Genomic DNA, 19,232 nt, shown 5'->3' on the forward strand with positions numbered 1-19,232 from the left:
GGACGGCACCGCCGCGATGCTTGAATGCCCGGGTGACTGATTACGACGTGCTGCGCGTCTTCTGCGGGCCGCGCGGTGGCTACGGGAACGAACTCGGTGTCGTCCGGGACGGCTCGCGCGTCCCCGACCGGGACGACCGCCAGGAACTGGCCGCCAAACTCGGCTTCAGCGAGACGGTGTTCGTCGACGACCCCGAGCGTGGCGTCATCGACATCTTCACCCCCACCCTGCGCCTGCCGTTCGCGGGCCACCCGTGCGTGGGGGTGGCGTGGCTCCTGGACGTGCCGGAACTGGTCACCCCCGCCGGGACCGTGGGCACCCGCCTGGACGGCGAGTTCACCTGGATCGAGGCCCGACCGGAGTGGGCCCCGCCGTGCACCCTGCGCCAGTACGCCACCGCCGCCGAGGTCGACGACCTGCCCGTACCGCCGCCCGGCGAGCGAAGCGAGATGGGGGTCCCCCCGGACGAAGTCCGGGGGAGGATCTACGCCTGGTCCTGGGAGGACGAGGCCGCCGGCCGCATCCGCGCCCGCGCCTTTCCCGGTCGCGACGATGGCATCGACGAGGACGAGGCGACAGGCGCGGCGGCCCTGCTCCTCACGGCCGAACTGGGCCGTGCCCTGAACATCGTCCAGGGCACGGGCTCACAAATCCTCACGGCCCCCCAGCCGGGCGGCTGGGTCGAGGTCGGCGGCCGGGTGATCCTGGAGCGCTGACGCGCACGGTCCACGCCCCGCCGACCCCGGCCGCGGTCAGGCCGACAGGGGGAACTCCTCGGCCAGGGCGTGGAAGACGGCCGTGTTCAGGGAGAACGCCTTCTTGCACTCGGTCACGATCCGCTGCTTCTCCAGGTCGTCTGCGTTCACGCCGTCCAGGAGTTCGCGGTAACCCCGCTTGAAGGCGGCCGGGTTGGTGATCTCCTCGAAGACGTAGAAACGGACGCCGTCGCCCTTCTTCGTGAAGCCCCACGTCTTCTCCGCCTTGTCGCGGATGATCTGGCCGCCGGAGAGGTCGCCGAGGTAGCGGGTGTAGTGGTGGGCGATGTAACCGGCCGGCCACTGCTCGGCGCACTCGCGCACCCGCTCCGCGTACGCCTCGGTCGCGGGCAGCGCGCTCACCTCCGAGCGCCAGGAGGCGCCGCGCAGATGCTCGAGGTCCCGCTCCAGCGCGGCCAGGCGGAACAGCTCGGGCTGGATGAACGGGCCCGCCGCCGGATCCGACGCCAGCCGTTCGGCTCCGTCCTCCAGTGCCGCGTACACGAACCAGAGCTGCTCGGTGTACCGCGCGTACGCGTCCACGCCGAGCCGGCCGCCGAGCAGATCGCTCATGAAGGTGGAGGTCTCCGCCTCCGTGTGCTGCTCGTGGGAGGCGGTGCGGATGAGTGTCGAGAAGGAGTCCATGTGGCCATCCTCTAAGGTAAGGCTTGCCTAAGTCAATGGCTTTACCGACACCGTGTCGGGAAAACTTTACCCCGAATTCCGGCCAAACGGACATGGGGGACAAGGAAAGGCCCGCCCCCGGAGGGAGCGGGCCGCGGCGGAGGGGAGCGGTACTACGGCAGCGTCAGGATCTCCGCCCCCGAGTCCGTCACCACCAGCGTGTGCTCGAACTGGGCGGTGCGCCTGCGGTCCTTCGTGACGACCGTCCAGCCGTCGTCCCAGACGTCGTACTCGTGGGTGCCCAGCGTCAGCATCGGCTCGATCGTGAAGGTCATCCCGGGCTGGATGAGCGTCGTGGCGTGCGGGCTGTCGTAGTGCGGGACGATCAGCCCCGAGTGGAACGACGTGTTGATGCCGTGGCCGGTGAAGTCCCGGACCACGCCGTAGCCGAACCGCTTGGCGTAGGACTCGATGACGCGGCCGATGATGTTGATCTGCCGTCCGGGGCGGACCGCCTTGATCGCGCGGTTGAGGGCCTCCCGGGTGCGCTCCACCAGCAGGCGGCTCTCCTCGTCCACGTCACCCACGAGATACGTCGCGTTGTTGTCCCCGTGCACCCCGCCGATGTACGCCGTCACGTCCAGGTTGACGATGTCGCCGTCCCGCAGCACGGTCGAGTCCGGGATGCCGTGGCAGATGACCTCGTTGACCGAGGAGCACAGCGACTTGGGGAAGCCGCGGTAGCCGAGCGTGGAGGGGTAGGCGCCGTGGTCGCACATGAACTCGTGCGCCACTCGGTCCAGTTCGTCCGTGGTGACGCCGGGCGCGATGTGCCGGGCCGCCTCCTCCATGGCCTGCGCGGCGATCCGCCCGGCGATCCGCATCGCCTCGACGGTCTCCGGCGTCTGCACCTCCGGCCCGCTGTACGGCTTCGGTGCGGGCCTGCCGACGTACTCGGGGCGGCGGATGTTTCCGGGCACGGAACGGGGCGGGGACAGCTCCCCGGGGACGAGCAGCGACTGGCCAGACATGTCGGCGAGTCTATCCGGGGGCAATGGGGGAACATGTCCGTGGCGAGAGGAGCTGGTCATGGCCCTGTTCAAGAAGCGGACCGCAGGAAAACCGGGCGAGTGGTACTACTGCCTGGAGCACAAGAAGGTCGAGGAGGGGCCCGAGTGCCCCGCCAAGGACCGGTTCGGCCCGTACACCTCCCGCGGGGAGGCCCAGCACGCGATGGACACCGCCCGCGAACGCAACCTCGAGTGGGAGAACGACCCCCGCTGGCACGACGCCCCGACGGGCGGCACCGAGGAGGGCTGAACAGCCCCGAAGGCACCGGTCGCGCGGCCGCGCGCAGGGCGCCGGCCGCGGGATCCGCCCGCATGTGCACCGCGTGCTCGTTCGTCCGCGTGTCGTACGCATCAGCTCCGGCAGGCACAGCGCCGGCACCACACCGACGCCCGGACGCCCCACCATGCGGCGAACGACCCCGAGCGGACCTGCCCGAGCCGAACCGGTTTCCGTTCGCCCCGCTACCAGCGCGGCGGTGGAGGTGCCGTCAGGAGGTCCGTCAGCCGGGACAAGCGGTCGCGGAAGCGGCCGCGGCCGCGCTGGGCCGGCAGCGGGTTCTCCCCGGCCGCCGCACTCACCAGGTGCTGCACGGTGTCCAGGTCCAGCTCGGAGCCGGGCGGCACCGCCAGCGTCTCGTGCGCCATCGCCTCCAGCTCGCCCCCGCCCGAGCCCAGCGCCAGCACCGTCGCTCCGGCCCGCCGGGCCTCGTGCACCCGCTCCAGGAGCGGGGCGGGCTCCTCGGGGGCGACCACGAGCAGCGTCTCGCCGCGCCGGGCCGCCGCGAGCCGTCCCAGGCCCACGGCCAGATGCGCCCGGTCCGAGGGGCGCGGGGCGTGTCGTACCAGCGTCGGGGCCAGCTCCGGGGTGCCCGACCAGGCGGCCTCGTCCACCAGGTGGGCCGCCAGGTGCCAGGGCTCGTCCCGCGGGGTGCCCACGAGCAGCAGCCCGCCCCCGTGCGACACCACGGACCCCCGCAGCACCCCCGCGAACCGCCGGGTGGTCACCAGCCACTCGGTCCCGGCGAGCACCTCGCGCAGCAGCGCGACCCGTACGGCGTCCATACGCGCGCATCCTGCCGCAAACGGGTACGGGCGGGGCGGACTTCGACCGGCGTTCGCCCTTCCGGGGGACCCGGCGCAGGCGGGGCCGCGGACGTAGAGTCGGCCCATGACCTCTAGCGACAGTGCACACAAGGCCCCCGCAAAGGACCCCTGGGACCTCCCCGACGTCTCCGGGCTGGTCGTGGGCGTGCTCGGGGGAACCGGCCCGCAGGGCAAGGGCCTGGCCTACCGGCTCGCCCGGGCCGGCCAGAAGGTGATCATCGGCTCGCGCGCGGCCGAACGGGCCCGGGCGGCGGCCGAGGAGACCGGCCACGGCGTCGAGGGCGCCGACAACGCCGAGACCGCGCGCCGCAGCGACATCGTGATCGTCGCCGTTCCGTGGGAGGGCCACGGCAAGACCCTCGACGCCCTGCGCGAGGAGCTGGCCGGCAAGCTCGTCGTGGACTGCGTCAACCCGCTCGGCTTCGACAAGAAGGGCGCCTACGCGCTCAAGCCGGAGGAGGGCAGCGCCGCCGAGCAGGCCGCCGTCCTGCTGCCGGACTCACGGGTGACGGCGGCCTTCCACCACCTGTCGGCCGTCCTCCTCCAGGACGCCGGGATCGAGCGGATCGACACCGACGTGATGGTCCTCGGCGAGGAGCGCGCCGACGTGGAGATCGTCCAGGCGCTGGCCGGCCGCATCCCCGGCATGCGGGGCGTCTTCGCGGGCCGGCTGCGCAACGCCCACCAGGTGGAGTCGCTGGTCGCGAACCTGATCTCGGTCAACCGCCGCTACAAGGCACACGCGGGGCTCCGGATCACGGACGTATGAGCCGATGGGGGACACTGGTGGCCGTAGCAGTGTCCCCCGACAGGAGCCGACCCCATGCCTCGCCTCGCCCTCTACGCCCTGATCGTCTGCCTGCTCGCGGTGGCCGCGGCCGTCGTCTCCTTCGTCCAGGGCAGCTGGCTCGGGGTGGTGTGGGTGCTGCTGGCCGGGCTGTCGTCCAACATGACCTGGTACTACGCCCGCCGCGGCCGGACGGGGCAGGGCGGCTCCGTCACAGGCTGACCGAGCAGAACTCGCTGGTGCGCTGCCAGAAGCGGTACAGGTCGTGGCCGCAGTACTGGTCGAGGGGGCCGACGCCGAGGTGACGCAGCAGCGTGTGGATCACGTCGAAGAACGCGATGTTGAGCGAGGGCACCCACAGCAGCGCGAAGACGAAGATCAGGCCGAACGGTGCGAACGGCTCCACCTGGCGCTTGATGCTGTACGACAACCAGGGTTCGATCACGCCGTAGCCGTCCAGGCCCGGGACCGGCAGGAAGTTCAGGATCGCGGCCGTCACCTGCAGCAGCGCGAGGAAGGCCAGGGCGAACCGGAAGCCGCTGGGCACGCCGTCCAGCGCGTGCAACCAGAACGGTGCCGTGCACACCACCGCGAACAGTACGTTCGTCAGCGGTCCCGCCGCCGAGACCAGGCTGTGCCGCCAGCGGCCCCGGATCCGGCCGCGCTCGATGAACACCGCGCCGCCGGGCAGCCCGATCCCGCCCATGACCAGGAACAGCAGCGGAAGCAGGATGCTCAGCACGGCATGCGTGTACTTCAGCGGGTTCAGTGTCAGATAGCCCTTGGCGCCGACCGTGAAGTCACCACTGTGCAGCGCGGTGCGCGCGTGCGCGTACTCGTGCAGGCACAGCGAGACGACCCAGGCCGCGGTCACGAACACGAACACCCACAGACCCTGGTGGCCCGGAATCGGGGCGAACCCGGTCCAGGCGGCCCAGCCCCCGACCGCGGTGACGGCCAGGATGCCGAGGAAGACGGGGCTGATCCGGCGGTCGCCGTGGCGGGTGGTGACGGACGTCATGGGGGACGGCTCCTGTGCTCGTACGGTTCGTGCGGCGAGCCCGACCGTACCGGGCACACGGGCGGAACGTCCCGCCCTGGGGCACGGGTTCCCGGACCGCCCGCGCGCCGCGCCGCCGAAATCCCGTGACCGTCCGTGAGACCACCGGAGACAATGGACCTCGTGCGCTATCGCATCCTCGGCACCACCCAGGCACTCCGCCCCGACGGCACCGCCGTTCCGCTCGGCGGGGCCCGGCTGCGTGCCCTGCTGACCGTGCTCGCCCTGCGACCCGGCCGTACGGTCCCGGTGCGCGCGCTCGTCGACGAGGTGTGGGACGGCGAGCCGCCCGCCGACGCCACCGGCGCGCTCCAGGCCCTGGTCGGGCGGCTGCGCCGGACGCTCGGCGCGGGCGCGGTGGCCTCGGCGGAGGGCGGCTACCGGCTCGCCGCCGCGACCGACGACGTCGACCTGCACCGCTTCGAGCGGCTGGCCGGCGAGGGCCTGCGCGCGCTGAGCGACGGTGACCCGGCGAAGGCGGCCGCCGTCCTCGACGACGCTCTCGCGCTGTGGCGCGGCCCCGCCCTCGCCGACCTGCCCGACCGCACCGCCGAGGCGGCCCGCTGGGACACCCGCCACCTGGACGTGCGCCGCGCCCGCCTCACCGCCGCCCTCGCCCTCGGGCACGCCGAGCGGAGCCTGCCCGAGTTGACCGCGCTGTGCGACACGCACCCCCTGGACGAACCCCTCCAGACCCTCCGCCTGCGCGCCCTGCGCGACGCGGGCCGCACCGCCGAGGCCCTGGCCGCCTACGAGGACGTACGCCGGCTGCTGGCCGACCGCCTCGGCTCCGACCCCGGCCCGGAACTGCGCGCGCTGCACGCGGAACTGCTGCGGCCCACCGGCGGGACGCGGCCGGCGCCCGGCCTTGTCGCAGGCGGTGGGGGCTGGGCTGCTGAGCCCGCTTCCGGCGCGGCGTCCGGCCCGGGCGTGGCCCGGATCGCTGCGCCTGGTCCCGGTGCGGTGTCCGGTTCCGGTGCGGCATCCGGCCCCGCCACGGGCGGCGGGGCCCGGACCCCCGAGGCCGGTTCCGGTGCGGTGGCCGGGCCGCGTGCCGCGGGTGAGGCCGCCGTCCCCGCGGCGGTGCTCTCCCGCGTTGCTCCCTCGGCGGTACCCCTCGCCGGGCCCGATGCCGGTGTCCCGGACGGTGCCGCGGGCGAGGAGGTGGGCCCCGGTACGGCCGATGCCCGGCCCCCGAGCAACCTCCGCGCCCGGATCACCTCCTTCGTGGGCCGCGAGGCCGACATCGGGACGATCCGGGCCGACCTGGACGCCGCGCGTCTGGTGACGCTGCTCGGGCCGGGCGGGGCCGGGAAGACCCGGCTGTCGCAGGAGGCCGCCGAGGCCGTGCGGCCGGTGCCGCTGGACGGCGTGTGGCTGGCCGAGCTCGCCCCCGTCGACGACGCCGAGGCCGTGCCCGGGGCCGTGCTCACCGCCGTCGGCGCCCGCGAGACCGTGCTGTACGGCGCCGGTGCGGAGGAGATGCGGGCCGCCGTCGCCGACCGGCACAACGACCCCGTCGAGCGGCTGGTCGAGCACTGCGCCAGGCGCCGCATGCTGCTCCTGCTCGACAACTGCGAGCACGTCGTCGACGCGGCGGCCCGCCTCGTCGAGGAGCTGCTGGCCCGTTGCCCGCACCTCACCGTCCTCGCCACCAGCCGGGAACCCCTCGGCATACCCGGCGAGGTGCTGCGGCCGGTCGAGCCCCTGCCCGACCCGGTGGCGCTGCGACTGTTCGCCGAACGCGGGGCCGCCGTACGGCCCGGCTTCCGCACCGACGCCGACCAGGAGACCGCGGACGCCTGCGCCGAGATCTGCCGGCGCCTGGACGGGCTGCCGCTGGCCATCGAACTCGCCGCCGCCCGGCTGCGGATGCTGACCCCGCGGCAGATCGCCGACCGGCTCGACGACCGCTTCCGCCTGCTCACCTCGGGCAGCCGTACCGTCCTGCCCCGCCAGCAGACCCTGCGCGCCGTCGTCGACTGGTCCTGGGACCTGCTCGACGCCGACGAACGGGACGTCCTGAGCCGGCTGTCCGTCTTCGCCGGCGGCTGCGACCTCGCCGCGGCCGAGGCCGTGTGCGGCCCCGCCGCCTTCGACGCCCTCGCCTCCCTCGTCGACAAGTCCCTCGTGGTGGCCGCCCCCGCCGCCGACGGCGGGATGCGCTACCGGCTGCTCGAGACCGTCGCCGAGTACGCGCGGGAACGGCTCGACGAGACCGGTGGCCGCACCGCGACCGAGCGCGCCCACCTGACGTACTACCGCGAACTGGCCCGCACCACCGAGCCGTTGATGCGCGGCTCCAGCCAGCGGGAGGCGATGGCCAGGATCGAGCTGGAGTACGAGAACCTGCGCACGGCGCTGCGTCACGCCGTCGCCGCACGCGACGAGCAGGAGGGCCTGTGCCTGATCCTCTCGCTCGCCAACTACTGGCAGATGCGCGACATGCGCCTCGAGGCCCGCAACTGGTGCGCCGAGTTCATCGAGTTCGGCCCCGACCCCTTCACCGAGCCGGTCCGGCCCGCCGAACCCGTCTGGCAGCGGTGCACGGACGCCCCGCCCCCGATGACCGGCGAGGTGCTCGCCGAGGCCCGCCGGGGTCTGCACCTGGTCCATCTCTCCTGCATGGACACCGAGTTGGAGGCCTGGGAGTCGCCCGAGGCGAAACGGAAGCTGCGGCTCATCACCCAGGTCTACCAGCCCGGCCAGCCGCAGATCTGCCGCAGTCCCGGCATGCTCTGGATGTTCGCGGTGATGCTGACCGGCGAGGTGAAACGCCTGCTCGAGGTCACCGACGCCGCGGTACGCACCTGCCGCGAGACCCCGGGATTCGAGTGGGAGCTGGCCCACGCCCTCCAGTGGCGCGCCAACCTGCTGGCCAACCGCACCGACTGGGCCGGGGACGCCGGCCGGGACGCCGACGAGTCGCTGGAGATCTTCCGCCGTCTCGACGACGCCTGGGGTACCGCCGAGGCACTCTCCGCGCGCGCGGAGGCCCATGAGCGCACCGGCGCCTACCTGTCGGCCGCGGCCGACTACCGGTCGGCCATCGACCACGCCGAACGCCTCGGCGCCGCCGCCCAGGTCACCGTCCTCACCGCCCGTCTGGGCAGCGCGCTGATGGAGTCGGGCGACACCGAACAGGGCGAACGGCTGCTGTGGGAGGTCGTCGAGCAGAGCCGGAACAGCCACAACGAGGCCATGCCCCCCGCCCGCCTCTACCTCGCCGGCCGACTGGGCATGACCGGACGCATCCCCGAGGCGCGCGAACAACTGCGTTTGCTGCGCGAGGAGTTCGGTATCTCGCACTTCGTCGTCTTCGACGCCTTCATCCTCGGTGCCGAGTCCTGGGTCGACGCGGTCGACGGCCTGTACGAGGACGCCCTGGACAAGGTCCGCCGGGCCCTCCAGCGCGCCCAGGACCCGCTGTCCGAGGCCATCGCGCCCCATATGCCCTCGGCGTACCTGACCATCGCCGCCAGGGCCCTCGCCGGCGTGGACGGCGGACGCCGGGCCCGGGACGCCGCCCGCTGCCTCGGAGCCGCCGACGCCCTGCTGCCGCCCCGCCACGTCGCCTCGGCCATGGAGCGCCACGTCCGCGACGAGGTCGTCGCGCTCACCCGGGAACTGCTCGGCGACGAGGCGTACGAGGCCGCGTACGCGGAGGGCGGCGGCCTCTCCGCGCAGGAGGCCGCCGCCCTGATCTGAGCCGCGACGGTGCGACGCCGTACCGTCAGCTCTTCGTACGGAACTTGTGGATCGCGATCGGTGCCATCACCACCGTGATCCCCGCCGACCAGGCCAGCGTCAACCACATGCTGTGCGCCACCGGGCCGCCCACCATCAACCCTCGGGCGCTGTCCGCGAGGGCGGACAGCGGGTTGTACTCGGTGAAGTTCCGCAGCCATCCCGGCATCGTCCCGGGCGGTGCGAAGATGGACGAGCCGAACTGGAGCGGCATCAGCACCAGGAAGCCCATCGCCTGCACGGACTGCGCGTTCTTCATCACCACGCCGAGCGTGAGGAACACCCACATCAGCGCCGAGCCGAACACCGCCGACAGCCCCACGGCGGCGAACAGGCCTGGCCAGTTCTCGATCTCGAAGCCCACGAGGACGCCGACGACCAGCAGGACGGCCGTCGCGATCATCATCCGCAGCAGCTCCACCGAGATCTTGGCGAACAGCACCGAGCCGCGCCCGATCGGCAGGGACCGGAAGCGGTCCATGACACCGGAGTTGAAGTCCGTGTTGAAGCCGGTGCCCACGCTCTGGGCCAGGTTCATGCCCATCATGGCCATCAGGCCGGGCACGATGTACTGCACGTACTGCTGCTGCCCGCCGCCCAGCGACTGCCCGATCGAGCCGCCGAAGACGTACACGAACAGCAGCGTGAAGATCACCGGGAACAGGATCGCGTCGAACATCGATTCCGGGTCCTGCCGTATCCACAGCAGGTTGCGGCGGACCAGCGCGCCGGTGTGCCGCAGATGGCTGCGCAGCGGGATCCGGGCATCGGCCTTGAGGCCGGGGGAGCCCAGAGGGGTTGTGGTGACGGCGCTCATGCGGCGACCTCTTCGCGGATGTCGGCGGGCACGGTGTCCTGCGGGGCACTGGCGCGGTGGCCGGTGAGGGACAGGAACACCTCGTCCAGGCTGGGCAGTTCGGTGGTGATGGAGCTGATCGTGATGCCGCGCGCGGTGACCGCGCCGACCACGGCGGTCAGTTGCTCGTCGCTGAGGATCGGTACGAGCAGGGAGCCGGTCGCGGTGTCGACGGTTGTCGCGGCGAGCCCGGTGATGCCCAGTTCGTCGAGCATCCCGGCCAGCGGGCGCACTTCGAGCGGGTCGGCCGGCTTCACGCGCAGGGTGCGCCCGCCGACCTTCGCCTTCAGCTCCTCGATGCCGCCGTTCGCGATGACCTTGCCGCGGTCGACGACGGTCAGTTCGGAGGCGAGCTGTTCGGCCTCCTCCATGTACTGGGTGGTCAGCAGGACGGTGACCCCGTCGCCGACCATCGTCTTGACCTCGTCCCACACCTCGTTGCGGGTACGGGGGTCGAGGCCCGTGGTGGGCTCGTCCAGGAAGAGGACGGCGGGCCGCCCGATCATCGAGGCGGCGAGGTCGAGCCGCCGCCGCATGCCGCCGGAGTAGGTGCGGGCCGGCCGCCGCGCGGCCTCGGTGAGCGAGAACCGCTCCAGCAGCTCGTCGGCGCGGGCGCGGGCCTCCTTGCGGGGCAGGTCGAGCAGCCGGCCGATCAGGTAGAGGTTCTCCCAGCCGGGGAGCTTCTCGTCCACGGAGGCGTACTGCCCGGTCAGCCCGATCACCCGGCGCAGCTGCCGGGGCTGCCGTGCCACGTCGTAGCCCGCCACGGTGGCCTGTCCCGCGTCCGGGGCGAGCAGCGTGGACAGGATGCGTACGAGGGTGGTCTTGCCGGCTCCGTTCGGCCCGAGCACGCCCATCACGGTGCCCTCGCGCACGTCCAGGTCCACGCCGTCCAGTGCCTTGGTCTCGCCGTAGTGCTTGACCAGCCCCCGCACGGTCACGGCGTTCGGCACGCCGCCGGGGTTGTCGTCGATTCGCGTCATGCCCCGAACAGTGCCAGCCCCCACCGACAAACCACCGACAGTCCACCGACAGACGGCACCGGGCGCCGACATGTCCCCGACGAGCACCGCAACCATCGATTGAGGAACCACGACGGTGAGCAACCACCTCCGCGAGAGCGGCGCCGGGTCAGGCGCAAAAACCGGCAGCCCCGCCGACGGGGGAAGATCGGCGGGGCTGCCCTGGTACCGCGATGGCTCAACCGGAGGTCAGTGCACCGAGTGCTCCTCCAGCGGGAACGTCCCGCCCACCACGTCCTCGGCGAACGCCTTGGCCGCGCCGCCGATGACCTCCCGCAGATCGGCGTACTTCTTGACGAACTTCGGCACGCGCCCGCCGGTCAGTCCGAGCATGTCGGTCCACACCAGCACCTGCGCGTCCGTGTCGGGCCCGGCGCCGATGCCGACGGTCGGGATGTGCAGCATCCGCGTCACCTCGGCGGCCAGTTCGGCCGGCACCAGCTCCAGGACCACCGCGAACGCGCCCGCGTCCTGAACGGCCTTGGCGTCCCGCAGCAGTTGCTGCGCCGCCTCCTCGCCGCGGCCCTGGACGCGGTAGCCCATGGCGTTGACGGACTGCGGGGTCAGGCCGATGTGGGCCATGACCGGGATGCCGGACTCCACCAGGAGCCGGATCTGCTCGTGCGACCGCTCGCCGCCCTCCAGCTTCACGGCGCCGACGCCCGCCTCCTTCACCAGCCGGGTCGCCGAGCGCAGCGCCTGCACCGGACCCTCCTGGTAGGAGCCGAAGGGGAGGTCGCCGACGATCAGGGCGCGCTTCGTGCCGCGGACGACCGCGGCCGACAGCATCGTCATCTCGTCGAGCGTGACGGGCACGGTCGTCTCGTAGCCGAGGTGGCAGTTGCCCGCGGAGTCGCCGACCAGCATCACCGGGATGCCGGCCTCGTCGAAGACGGACGCGGTCATCGCGTCGTAGGCGGTGAGCATGGGCCACTTCTCGCCGCGTTCCTTGGCGAGGGAGATGTCGCGAACAGTGATGCGGCGAGTGCCCTTCCCCCCGTACAGCGCCTTGCTGCCGTCGGAGGGCTTGTTGTGGGCAGCCGAAAGCTGCGTCATGACAACGGCTCCTTCAGTCATCTCGGGGCGCCCTGACGGCGTCCCCGGATCCCTCCCATGGTGGCACCTCGTGCCGGAGGCGGCCAGAGGAGCCCCGTGTGCGCAACGTCTCGGCACGCGAGTCGTAAGATCTGGGTAAAGGATTCCGATACGAGACGGTCTCGTATCGGAAGTGCCCTAGGCTCGTCGGCATGACTACTCCTGCCGACCGCGCCGTCGACGGCCCCCGGGTTCCGGAGGCGGTGCACCGCCGACGCTGGGCGATTCTCGGCGCGTTGATGCTGAGCCTGCTGATAGTGGTGCTCGACAACTCGATCCTGAACGTCGCGATCAAGACCATCTCGACCCCCGCCCCGACGGGCCTGGGCGCCACGCAGAGCGAGCTGGAGTGGGCGATCAACGCCTACACGCTCGTCTTCGCGGGTCTGTTGTTCACCGCGGGCCTCGTCGGTGACCGCATCGGGCGCAAGAAGGTGCTGATCGGCGGCCTCATCGTGTTCGGCGCCAGTTCCGCGCTGGCCGCCGAGTCCGGCTCGCCCGCCCAACTCATCGCCTTCCGCGCCCTGATGGCCGTCGGTGCCGCCTTCGTCATGCCGGCCACCCTCGCCGTCCTGATGAACGTCTTCGAGCGCGACGAGCAGCCCAAGGCCATCGGCATCTGGGCCGGCGGCGTCGGCCTGGCCATCGCCATCGGCCCGATCACCGGCGGTCTGCTCCTGGACCACTTCTGGTGGGGCTCGGTCTTCCTGGTCAACGTTCCCATCGTCGTCATCGCGGTCGCGCTGATGCTGTGGCTGGTGCCCGACTCCCGCGACCCGCGGCCCGGCCGCCTCGACCCGATCGGCGTCGTCCTGTCCGTCGTCGGCCTGGTCCTGCTCGTCTACGGCATCATCAAGGGCGGCGAACTCGCCGACTTCACCGACACGACCGTGCTGTCGACGATCGCGGCGGGCCTGCTCGTCCTCGCGGCCTTCGTGGTGTTCGAAAAGCGCAGCGACCACCCGTCCCTGGACGTCACGTACTTCAAGAACAAGGTCTTCTCGGCCGCCATGACCGCCATCGCGCTGGTCTTCTTCGCGCTGATGGGCGTGACGTTCTTCGGCATCTTCTACACCCAGAGCGTGCGCGGCTACTCGCCCCTGCAGTCCGGTGTGCTGATGCTGCCGCTGGCCGTCGCACAGCTGATCTTCGCGCCGCGGGCCCGGCTGGTCGTCGACCGCTTCGGCAACAAGGCCACCACCACGGGCGGACTGGTCCTGCTCGCCGCCATGCTGGCCGCCTTCGCCGGCTTCGAGGCCGACACGCCGATCTGGCTGCTGGAGGTCGTCTTCTTCCTCATGGGCACCGGCATGGCGCACATCATGACGCCGACCAGCGTCGTCATCATGCAGGCCCTGCCCCGCGAGAAGGCCGGCTCGGCCTCCGCGCTCAGCAACACCTTCCGCCAGGTCGGCGGCGCCCTCGGCATCGCCGTCCTCGGCTCGGTGCTCTCGACGGCGTACCGCAACGACATCGAGGGCAAGCTCGGACTGCTCCCGCCCGGGCTGCGCGACAAGGCGGCCGAGTCCATCGAGGCCACCCTCGGCGTCGCGGCCAAGCTCGGCCCGCAGGGCAAGGGCCTGATCGACCCGGCCAACCACGCCTTCCTGCACGCCATGCACGTCACCTCGCTGTGCGGGGCCGCGGTCGCGCTCGTCGGCGCGGTCGTGGTGGCCCTGTTCCTGCCCGGCAGGCAGCCGGTGCCGCAGAAGGATGAGGAAGAGGAGAAGGTGGTGGCGGCGGTGGAGTAGCCGGGATATGACGGGGGCACGCGGCGACGGGGGACTGCCGGCCGGAGGCGGCCGTCGGTGGGTCGGACCCACCGGCGAGCCGCCCGATGGACAATCTCCTGTGCGACGAAAGGACGGCCCACGTGAGCCTTGCCGACAGCCACACCGCTGCCGACGCCCCCGTGCGGGGGCGCCCCCGCAGCGAAGCGGTGGAACACGCCATTCTGGAGGGCGTGATGAAACTGCTGGAGGACGGTGTGCCGCTGGCCGAACTCTCCATCGAACGCATCGCCCGCACCGCGGGCGTCGGCAAGGCCACCATCTACCGGCGCTGGAGCGGCAAGGAGGAACTGTTCGTCGACGTCGTACGCGCCGCCGAGCCCCCCGACCCCGAACTGCCGGGCACCTCCATGCGCGACGACCTCGTGGCCATCCTCGAACAGCTGCGCCGCCGCGGCCTGGTGAGCCGCAGCTCGCTCATCCTGCACAACGTCTACGCGCAGATGAAGAGCAGCCCGAAGATCTGGTGCGCCTACCACGCGACCGTCGTCGAGCCGCGGCGCAGGCTCCAGGTGGAGGTCCTGCGCCGCGGGCAGCGCGACGGCGAACTGCGCCGGGACGTGGACGTCGAGGTACTCGTCGACCTCTTCGTCGGACCCATGCTGGTGCGCAGCGTGATGCGCCCGGACGCCGACCTGCCCGAGGGCCTGTCGGAGCAGATAGTGGACCTGCTGCTCGAAGGGCTACGGCCTGTCAGTTCCCCGCGCTGATGTGCGCGTTTCGTCACAGACCGGGCCGTGGGCGGCGCAAGCGGAACTCCGGGCGCCGACTTCTTCGTCCTCATGCCCGTACGGCCGTCGAGGACGGCGGGAACGGTGCCGATCATCCCCTAGGGTCGTAGAACACGGGGGTGAACGGTGTGCACGGCAGGCAGTGAGGCGACGGTATGGCGCGACAGGCGTACGTGACGCAGACGGCGGGCGGTTCGGGTCCCGGGCACCGGGGAGGCCGGCTGCGGCGTCTGGCGCACGGCCTCACCGACGGCCGACGCGGCGACGCCGGGATCTGGCGCCGGGGCCTCCTCCTCGCCGCGTTCGCGGTCGCCATCGCCCTGGTGATGGTGGTGCACGCGCAGATCCCCAACCGGATCGGCAACCTCGGCAGCCTCATTGAGACCTTCCTGCCGTGGGCGGGCCTGTTCGTAACGGTGCTGCTGGTCCTGGCCCTGGTGCGCAGGTCGGCGACCGCGCTGATCGCCGTGCTGCTGCCCGTGATCGTCTGGCTCAACCAGTTCGGCGGCCTGCTCACCGACAAGACGGGCACCGGCGGCGAACTGATGGTCGCCACGCACAACGTCAACGCCGACAACCCCGACCCGTCCGGCACCGCCCGGGAACTGGCCGCCTCGGGGGCCCAGGTGCTCGCCCTGGAGGAGCTGAAGACCTCCGCGCTCCCCACCTACGAGCGGACGCTCGCCCCGCAGTACCGGTACCACTCGGTGCAGGGCACGGTCGGGCTGTGGAGCAAGTACCCGATCAGCGGCGTCCGCGCCGTCGACATCAAGCTGGGCTGGACGCGCGCCATGCGCGCCAGCGTGGCCACGCCCGAGGGGTCCGTCGCGGTGTACGTCGCCCACATGCCCTCGGTGCGGGTGAAGCTGAACGCCGGGTTCACCGCCGCGCAGCGCGACGAGAGCGCGGACGCGCTGGGCGAGGCGATCGCCGGTGAGCAACTGCCCAGGGTGGTCCTGCTCGGCGATCTGAACGGCACCATGAACGACCGCTCGCTCAACGCCGTCACCTCCCAGATGCGTTCCACCCAGGGCGCCGCGGGCAGCGGCTTCGGGTTCAGCTGGCCGGCGTCGCTCCCGATGGCGCGGATCGACCAGATCATGGTCAGGGGAGTGGAGCCGGTGAGCTCCTGGACCCTGCCGCGCACCGGCAGCGACCATCTGCCGATCGCCGCGCGGGTGAACGTCACCACATCGGAAACCGGGTCGTAACCTGCTGGAATACTGGGCCTGAGAGGCTTTGTTCCGTCTGAGAACATACGCATACGCGGTTCACCGCGGTACGGAACTGCTCCGCACGCTTCGAAGCTTCGAAAGGCCCTTCATGCCCCTGGCTGTGCTCGCCCTCGCCGTGGGCGCTTTCGGCATCGGCACCACCGAGTTCGTCATGATGGGGCTGCTCCCCGACGTCGCCGGCGACCTGCACATCTCGATCCCCGCGGCCGGGCACCTGGTCTCCGCGTACGCGCTGGGCGTCGTCATCGGCGCCCCGCTGCTGGCCGCCGTCACCTCGCGACTGCCCCGCCGCCACGTCCTGATCGGCCTCATGGCCCTGTTCGTCGTCGGCAACGCGCTCTCCGCCCTCGCGCCCGGCTACCACTGGCTGCTGGCCGCCCGCTTCCTCAGCGGACTGCCGCACGGCGCCTACTTCGGCGTGGGCGCCGTGGTCGCGGCGGCCCTGGTGCCGCCGGAGCGCAAGGCGCGCTCGGTGTCCCTGATGCTGCTCGGCCTGACCCTCGCGAACGTCATCGGCGTCCCGGTCGCCACGCTCATGGGCCAGCACCTCGGCTGGCGGACGACCTTCCTCGCGGTCAGCGTGATCGGGGTCGCCGCGATCGCGTCCCTCGCCCTGCTGGTCCCGCACGACCGCGGCCACGCCCCCGCGGCCGGACTGCGCCGCGAACTGGCCGCCCTGCGCTCGCTCCCCGTCTGGCTGGCCCTGCTGACGACCGTGGCCGGATGCGGCGCGCTGTTCTCCGCGTACAGCTACATCACGCCGATGCTCACCCGCTCCGCCGGGTACACCGAGGCCGGAGTGACGCTGGTGCTGGCCCTGTTCGGGGTCGGCGCGACCGCCGGCAACCTGCTCGGCGGGCGCCTGGCCGACCGCTCGACGAGGGGCACGCTGTTCGGCGCGCTCGTCGCGCTGGTGGTCGTCCTGGCACTGTTCCCGCTGATGATGCGGACCCACTGGAGCGCGGCCCTCGCGGTGGCCCTGCTCGGCACGGCGGCGTTCGCCACCGGTTCGCCGCTCCAGCTCATGGTCATGGAGAAGGCGTCCACGGCCCCGTCCCTGGCCTCCGCGGCCAACCAGGCCGCGTTCAACCTGGCGAACGCGGGCGGCGCCTGGATCGGCGGGCTGGCGCTCGCCGCGGGCTTCGGCGTGACCTCGCCGGCCCTCGCGGGGGCCGCCCTCGCGGTACTGGGCCTCGCGGTGGCCGGCACGGCCCACCGGGTGGACCTGCGGCGGGCGGGCGCCGTACGGGGGCGGGAGCGCGTGCTCGCCTCGCACCTGCCGGCCACGGCACGTCCGGGAGTTCCTTCCGCCCCGTCGAGCACGGGGGAGCCGCGGGCGGAGGCGGTTTGAGCGGAGGGCGGGCCGGGTGGCCCGGGGGCTCGCCCCCAAAGCCCCCGGCCCGCCCTCAGTTGGGAACGGGCGCCTACGCCGACTCCCGCCAGCCGTTGGTGATCGGCAGGCGCCGGTCCTTCCCGAAGCCCTTCGCGGAGATCTTCGTGCCCGGCGGGTACTGGCGCCGCTTGTACTCGGCCGTGTCGACCATGCGGAGCGTCTTCACGACCAGCTCGCGGTCGTACCCTGCCGCGACGATCAGATCGGCGCCCTTGTCCTGGTCGACGTAGAGCTCCAGGATCGCGTCCAGCACCGGGTAGTCCGGCAGCGAGTCGGTGTCCACCTGGCCGGGGCGCAGCTCCGCGCTCGGCGGCTTGGTGATGGAGTTCTCCGGGATCGGCGGGGTCTCGCCCCGCTCGGCCGCGGCCCGGTTGCGCCACTCGGCCAGCCGGAAGACCGACGTCTTGTACACGTCCTTGATCGGGCCGTACGCGCCCACCGAGTCGCCGTACAGCGTCGAATAGCCCACCGCCAGCTCCGACTTGTTGCCGGGTGCGAGGACGATGTGGCCCTCCTGGTTGGAGACCGCCATCAGCAGCGTGCCGCGCAGCCGGGACTGGAGGTTCTCCTCGGCCAGACCCGTCAGGCCCAGGGAGCCCATGTAGGCGTCGAACATCGGGGCGATCGGGACGGTGCGGAAGTTCAGGCCGGTGCGGCGTGCCAGCTCCGCGGCGTCGTCCCTGGAGTGCTCGGAGGAGTACTTGGACGGCATGGAGACGCCGTACACGTTCTCGGGGCCCACCGCGTCGCAGGCGAGCGCCGCGACCAGCGCGGAGTCGATGCCGCCGGACAGGCCGATCAGCACGGAGCGGAAGCCGTTCTTGCGCACGTACGCGCGCAGGCCCACGACCAGGGCCGTGTAGACCTCCTCGTCGTCGTCCATGCGCGCGGCGTACCCGTCGGCCGGCTCCGGCTCGTAGGCGGGCAGCGGCTCGTCGGACAGCACCACGCGGTCGATGCGCAGACCGTCGTCGACCACGCCCGTGGGCGCGTCCACCGAAGCGGCGGGCAGGTCCAGGTCCAGCACCATGAGGTCCTCGGCGAACTGCGGCGCCCGCGCGACCACCTCGCCGTCCGGGGAGACCACGATCGAGTCGCCGTCGAAGACCAGCTCGTCCTGCCCGCCGGTCATGGCGAGGTAGGCGAGGGTGCAGCCGGCCTCCTGGGCCCGCTTGCGGACCAGGTCGAGGCGGGTGTCGTCCTTCAGACGCTCGTACGGCGAGGCGTTGACCGAGACCAGCAGCCCCGCGCCCGCGCTGCGCGCGGCCGGCACCCGGCCGCCGTCCTGCCACAGGTCCTCGCAGATGGCGAGCGCGACGTCGACGCCGTGCACGCGCAGGACCGGCATGGTGTCGCCGGGGACGAAGTAGCGGAACTCGTCGAAGACGCCGTAGTTGGGCAGGTGGTGCTTGGCGAAGCTCAGCACCACCTCGCCGCGGTGCAGCACCGCCGCCGCGTTCTGCGGCGCGCCGGCCGGCATGCCGTACTTCGGCTGGGCGGTCTCACCGCGGTCGAGGTGGCCGACGAGCACCGGCAGCTCCCCGAGGCCCTCCGCGGCGAGCCGGGCGGCGAGGGCGCGCAGCGCGGCGCGGGACGCCTCCACGAAGGACGACCTGAGGGCCAGGTCCTCGACGGGGTACCCGGTCAGCACCATCTCCGGGAACACCGCGAGGTGTGCTCCGCGCTCGGCGGACTCCCGGGCCCGGCGGACGATCGCCTCGGAGTTCCCGGCGAGGTCTCCGACGCGCGAGTCGATCTGGTTCAGAGCGAGACGTAGTTGAGGCACGCGCCCAGTGTAATCGTCAGAGCGACGCGATAGCCGGGCCCGACGATGTGGCCCGCCCCACGCCGCCCCGCCCGCGGCGCCACCGCGCGCCGACTCGGAACGCCCCGCCGACACCAGCACCGGCCCTGACCACCCCGCGCCGCCCGGCGCGCACCGGTGGTACCTGCGGCGCAGACC

17 protein-coding genes are annotated in these 19,232 nt (G+C 72.3%); 9 read left to right on the forward strand and 8 right to left on the reverse strand.

Translation table 11 applies throughout. The features are described 5' to 3' along the window. Positions 1-32 precede the first annotated feature (32 nt). Positions 33-716 carry a PhzF family phenazine biosynthesis protein gene (locus CG719_RS04240; RefSeq protein WP_100567084.1) on the forward strand — a complete coding sequence of 228 codons (684 nt, stop codon included), beginning with the start codon at positions 33-35 and terminating at the stop codon, positions 714-716. A gap of 36 nt (positions 717-752) precedes the next feature. Here CG719_RS04240 and CG719_RS04245 read toward each other — a convergent pair whose 3' ends face one another. Together CG719_RS04245 and map are read right to left on the reverse strand one after the other, a co-directional pair. Further along, positions 753-1,400, reverse strand: coding sequence for a biliverdin-producing heme oxygenase (locus tag CG719_RS04245; RefSeq protein ID WP_100567085.1), 648 nt, complete (start codon positions 1,398-1,400; stop codon positions 753-755). Positions 1,401-1,552: 152 nt separating this feature from the next. Next, positions 1,553-2,410, reverse strand: a complete 858-nt coding sequence (map, locus tag CG719_RS04250) for a type I methionyl aminopeptidase (protein ID WP_100567086.1) — start codon at positions 2,408-2,410, stop codon at positions 1,553-1,555. A 58-nt stretch (positions 2,411-2,468) separates the two neighbouring features. Between map and CG719_RS04255 the strand changes: the two genes are divergently transcribed. Beyond that, the gene (locus CG719_RS04255; RefSeq protein WP_100567087.1) at positions 2,469-2,699 is read left to right on the forward strand and encodes a hypothetical protein; all 231 of its coding nucleotides are present in this window, start codon (positions 2,469-2,471) and stop codon (positions 2,697-2,699) included. A gap of 212 nt (positions 2,700-2,911) precedes the next feature. On the opposite strand, the gene CG719_RS04265 is transcribed toward CG719_RS04255, so the two are convergent. Continuing rightward, on the reverse strand, positions 2,912-3,511 hold the full coding sequence (locus CG719_RS04265; RefSeq protein ID WP_100567088.1) for a hypothetical protein: 600 nt from the start codon (positions 3,509-3,511) through the stop codon (positions 2,912-2,914). Positions 3,512-3,617: 106 nt separating this feature from the next. Between CG719_RS04265 and npdG the strand changes: the two genes are divergently transcribed. Together npdG and CG719_RS04275 are read left to right on the forward strand one after the other, a co-directional pair. After that, a complete protein-coding gene (npdG, locus tag CG719_RS04270) occupies positions 3,618-4,322 on the forward strand; it encodes an NADPH-dependent F420 reductase (protein ID WP_100567089.1) in 705 nt (234 codons plus the stop codon). A 54-nt stretch (positions 4,323-4,376) separates the two neighbouring features. Next, positions 4,377-4,562: a hypothetical protein gene (locus tag CG719_RS04275; protein WP_100567090.1), complete on the forward strand. Its 186-nt coding sequence runs from the start codon at positions 4,377-4,379 to the stop codon at positions 4,560-4,562. On the opposite strand, the gene CG719_RS04280 is transcribed toward CG719_RS04275, so the two are convergent. Beyond that, positions 4,552-5,361: a site-2 protease family protein gene (locus CG719_RS04280; RefSeq protein ID WP_100567091.1), complete on the reverse strand. Its 810-nt coding sequence runs from the start codon at positions 5,359-5,361 to the stop codon at positions 4,552-4,554. The two genes, CG719_RS04275 and CG719_RS04280, sit on opposite strands and share 11 nt — an antisense overlap. Positions 5,362-5,514: 153 nt before the next feature. Between CG719_RS04280 and CG719_RS04285 the strand changes: the two genes are divergently transcribed. Then, positions 5,515-9,108, forward strand: a complete 3,594-nt coding sequence (locus CG719_RS04285) for an AfsR/SARP family transcriptional regulator (protein ID WP_100567092.1) — start codon at positions 5,515-5,517, stop codon at positions 9,106-9,108. A gap of 25 nt (positions 9,109-9,133) precedes the next feature. Here the strand turns inward: CG719_RS04285 and CG719_RS04290 are convergent, their stop codons facing one another. The 3 genes from CG719_RS04290 to panB all read right to left on the reverse strand — a co-directional run bounded on the left by CG719_RS04290 (position 9,134) and on the right by panB (position 12,081). After that, a complete protein-coding gene (locus tag CG719_RS04290; RefSeq protein WP_100567093.1) occupies positions 9,134-9,964 on the reverse strand; it encodes an ABC transporter permease in 831 nt (276 codons plus the stop codon). Beyond that, on the reverse strand, positions 9,961-10,986 hold the full coding sequence (locus CG719_RS04295) for an ATP-binding cassette domain-containing protein (protein ID WP_100567094.1): 1,026 nt from the start codon (positions 10,984-10,986) through the stop codon (positions 9,961-9,963). Before CG719_RS04295 ends, CG719_RS04290 begins: the two co-directional genes overlap by 4 nt. Before the next feature lie 228 nt (positions 10,987-11,214). Continuing rightward, entirely contained in the window at positions 11,215-12,081 is an 867-nt protein-coding gene (gene panB / locus CG719_RS04300; RefSeq protein WP_100567095.1) for a 3-methyl-2-oxobutanoate hydroxymethyltransferase, read from the reverse strand. A gap of 191 nt (positions 12,082-12,272) precedes the next feature. On the opposite strand from panB, the gene CG719_RS04305 reads away from it, so the two are divergent. The 4 genes from CG719_RS04305 (at position 12,273) to CG719_RS04320 (ending at position 17,227) form a co-directional block, all read left to right on the forward strand. Continuing rightward, entirely contained in the window at positions 12,273-13,871 is a 1,599-nt protein-coding gene (locus tag CG719_RS04305) for an MFS transporter (protein ID WP_199836500.1), read from the forward strand. Positions 13,872-13,993: 122 nt separating this feature from the next. Then, entirely contained in the window at positions 13,994-14,620 is a 627-nt protein-coding gene (locus tag CG719_RS04310) for a TetR/AcrR family transcriptional regulator (RefSeq protein WP_234375400.1), read from the forward strand. Between the two features lie 176 nt (positions 14,621-14,796). Then, the gene (locus tag CG719_RS04315; protein ID WP_100567098.1) at positions 14,797-15,852 is read left to right on the forward strand and encodes an endonuclease/exonuclease/phosphatase family protein; all 1,056 of its coding nucleotides are present in this window, start codon (positions 14,797-14,799) and stop codon (positions 15,850-15,852) included. A gap of 112 nt (positions 15,853-15,964) precedes the next feature. Next, positions 15,965-17,227, forward strand: coding sequence for an MFS transporter (locus CG719_RS04320; protein ID WP_100567099.1), 1,263 nt, complete (start codon positions 15,965-15,967; stop codon positions 17,225-17,227). Positions 17,228-17,300: 73 nt separating this feature from the next. Here the strand turns inward: CG719_RS04320 and CG719_RS04325 are convergent, their stop codons facing one another. Then, positions 17,301-19,055 carry an NAD+ synthase gene (locus CG719_RS04325; protein ID WP_100567100.1) on the reverse strand — a complete coding sequence of 585 codons (1,755 nt, stop codon included), beginning with the start codon at positions 19,053-19,055 and terminating at the stop codon, positions 17,301-17,303. Positions 19,056-19,232: the final 177 nt, after the last annotated feature.

Source organism: Streptomyces sp. CB01373 (assembly GCF_002803075.1).
Lineage (GTDB): Bacteria > Actinomycetota > Actinomycetes > Streptomycetales > Streptomycetaceae > Streptomyces.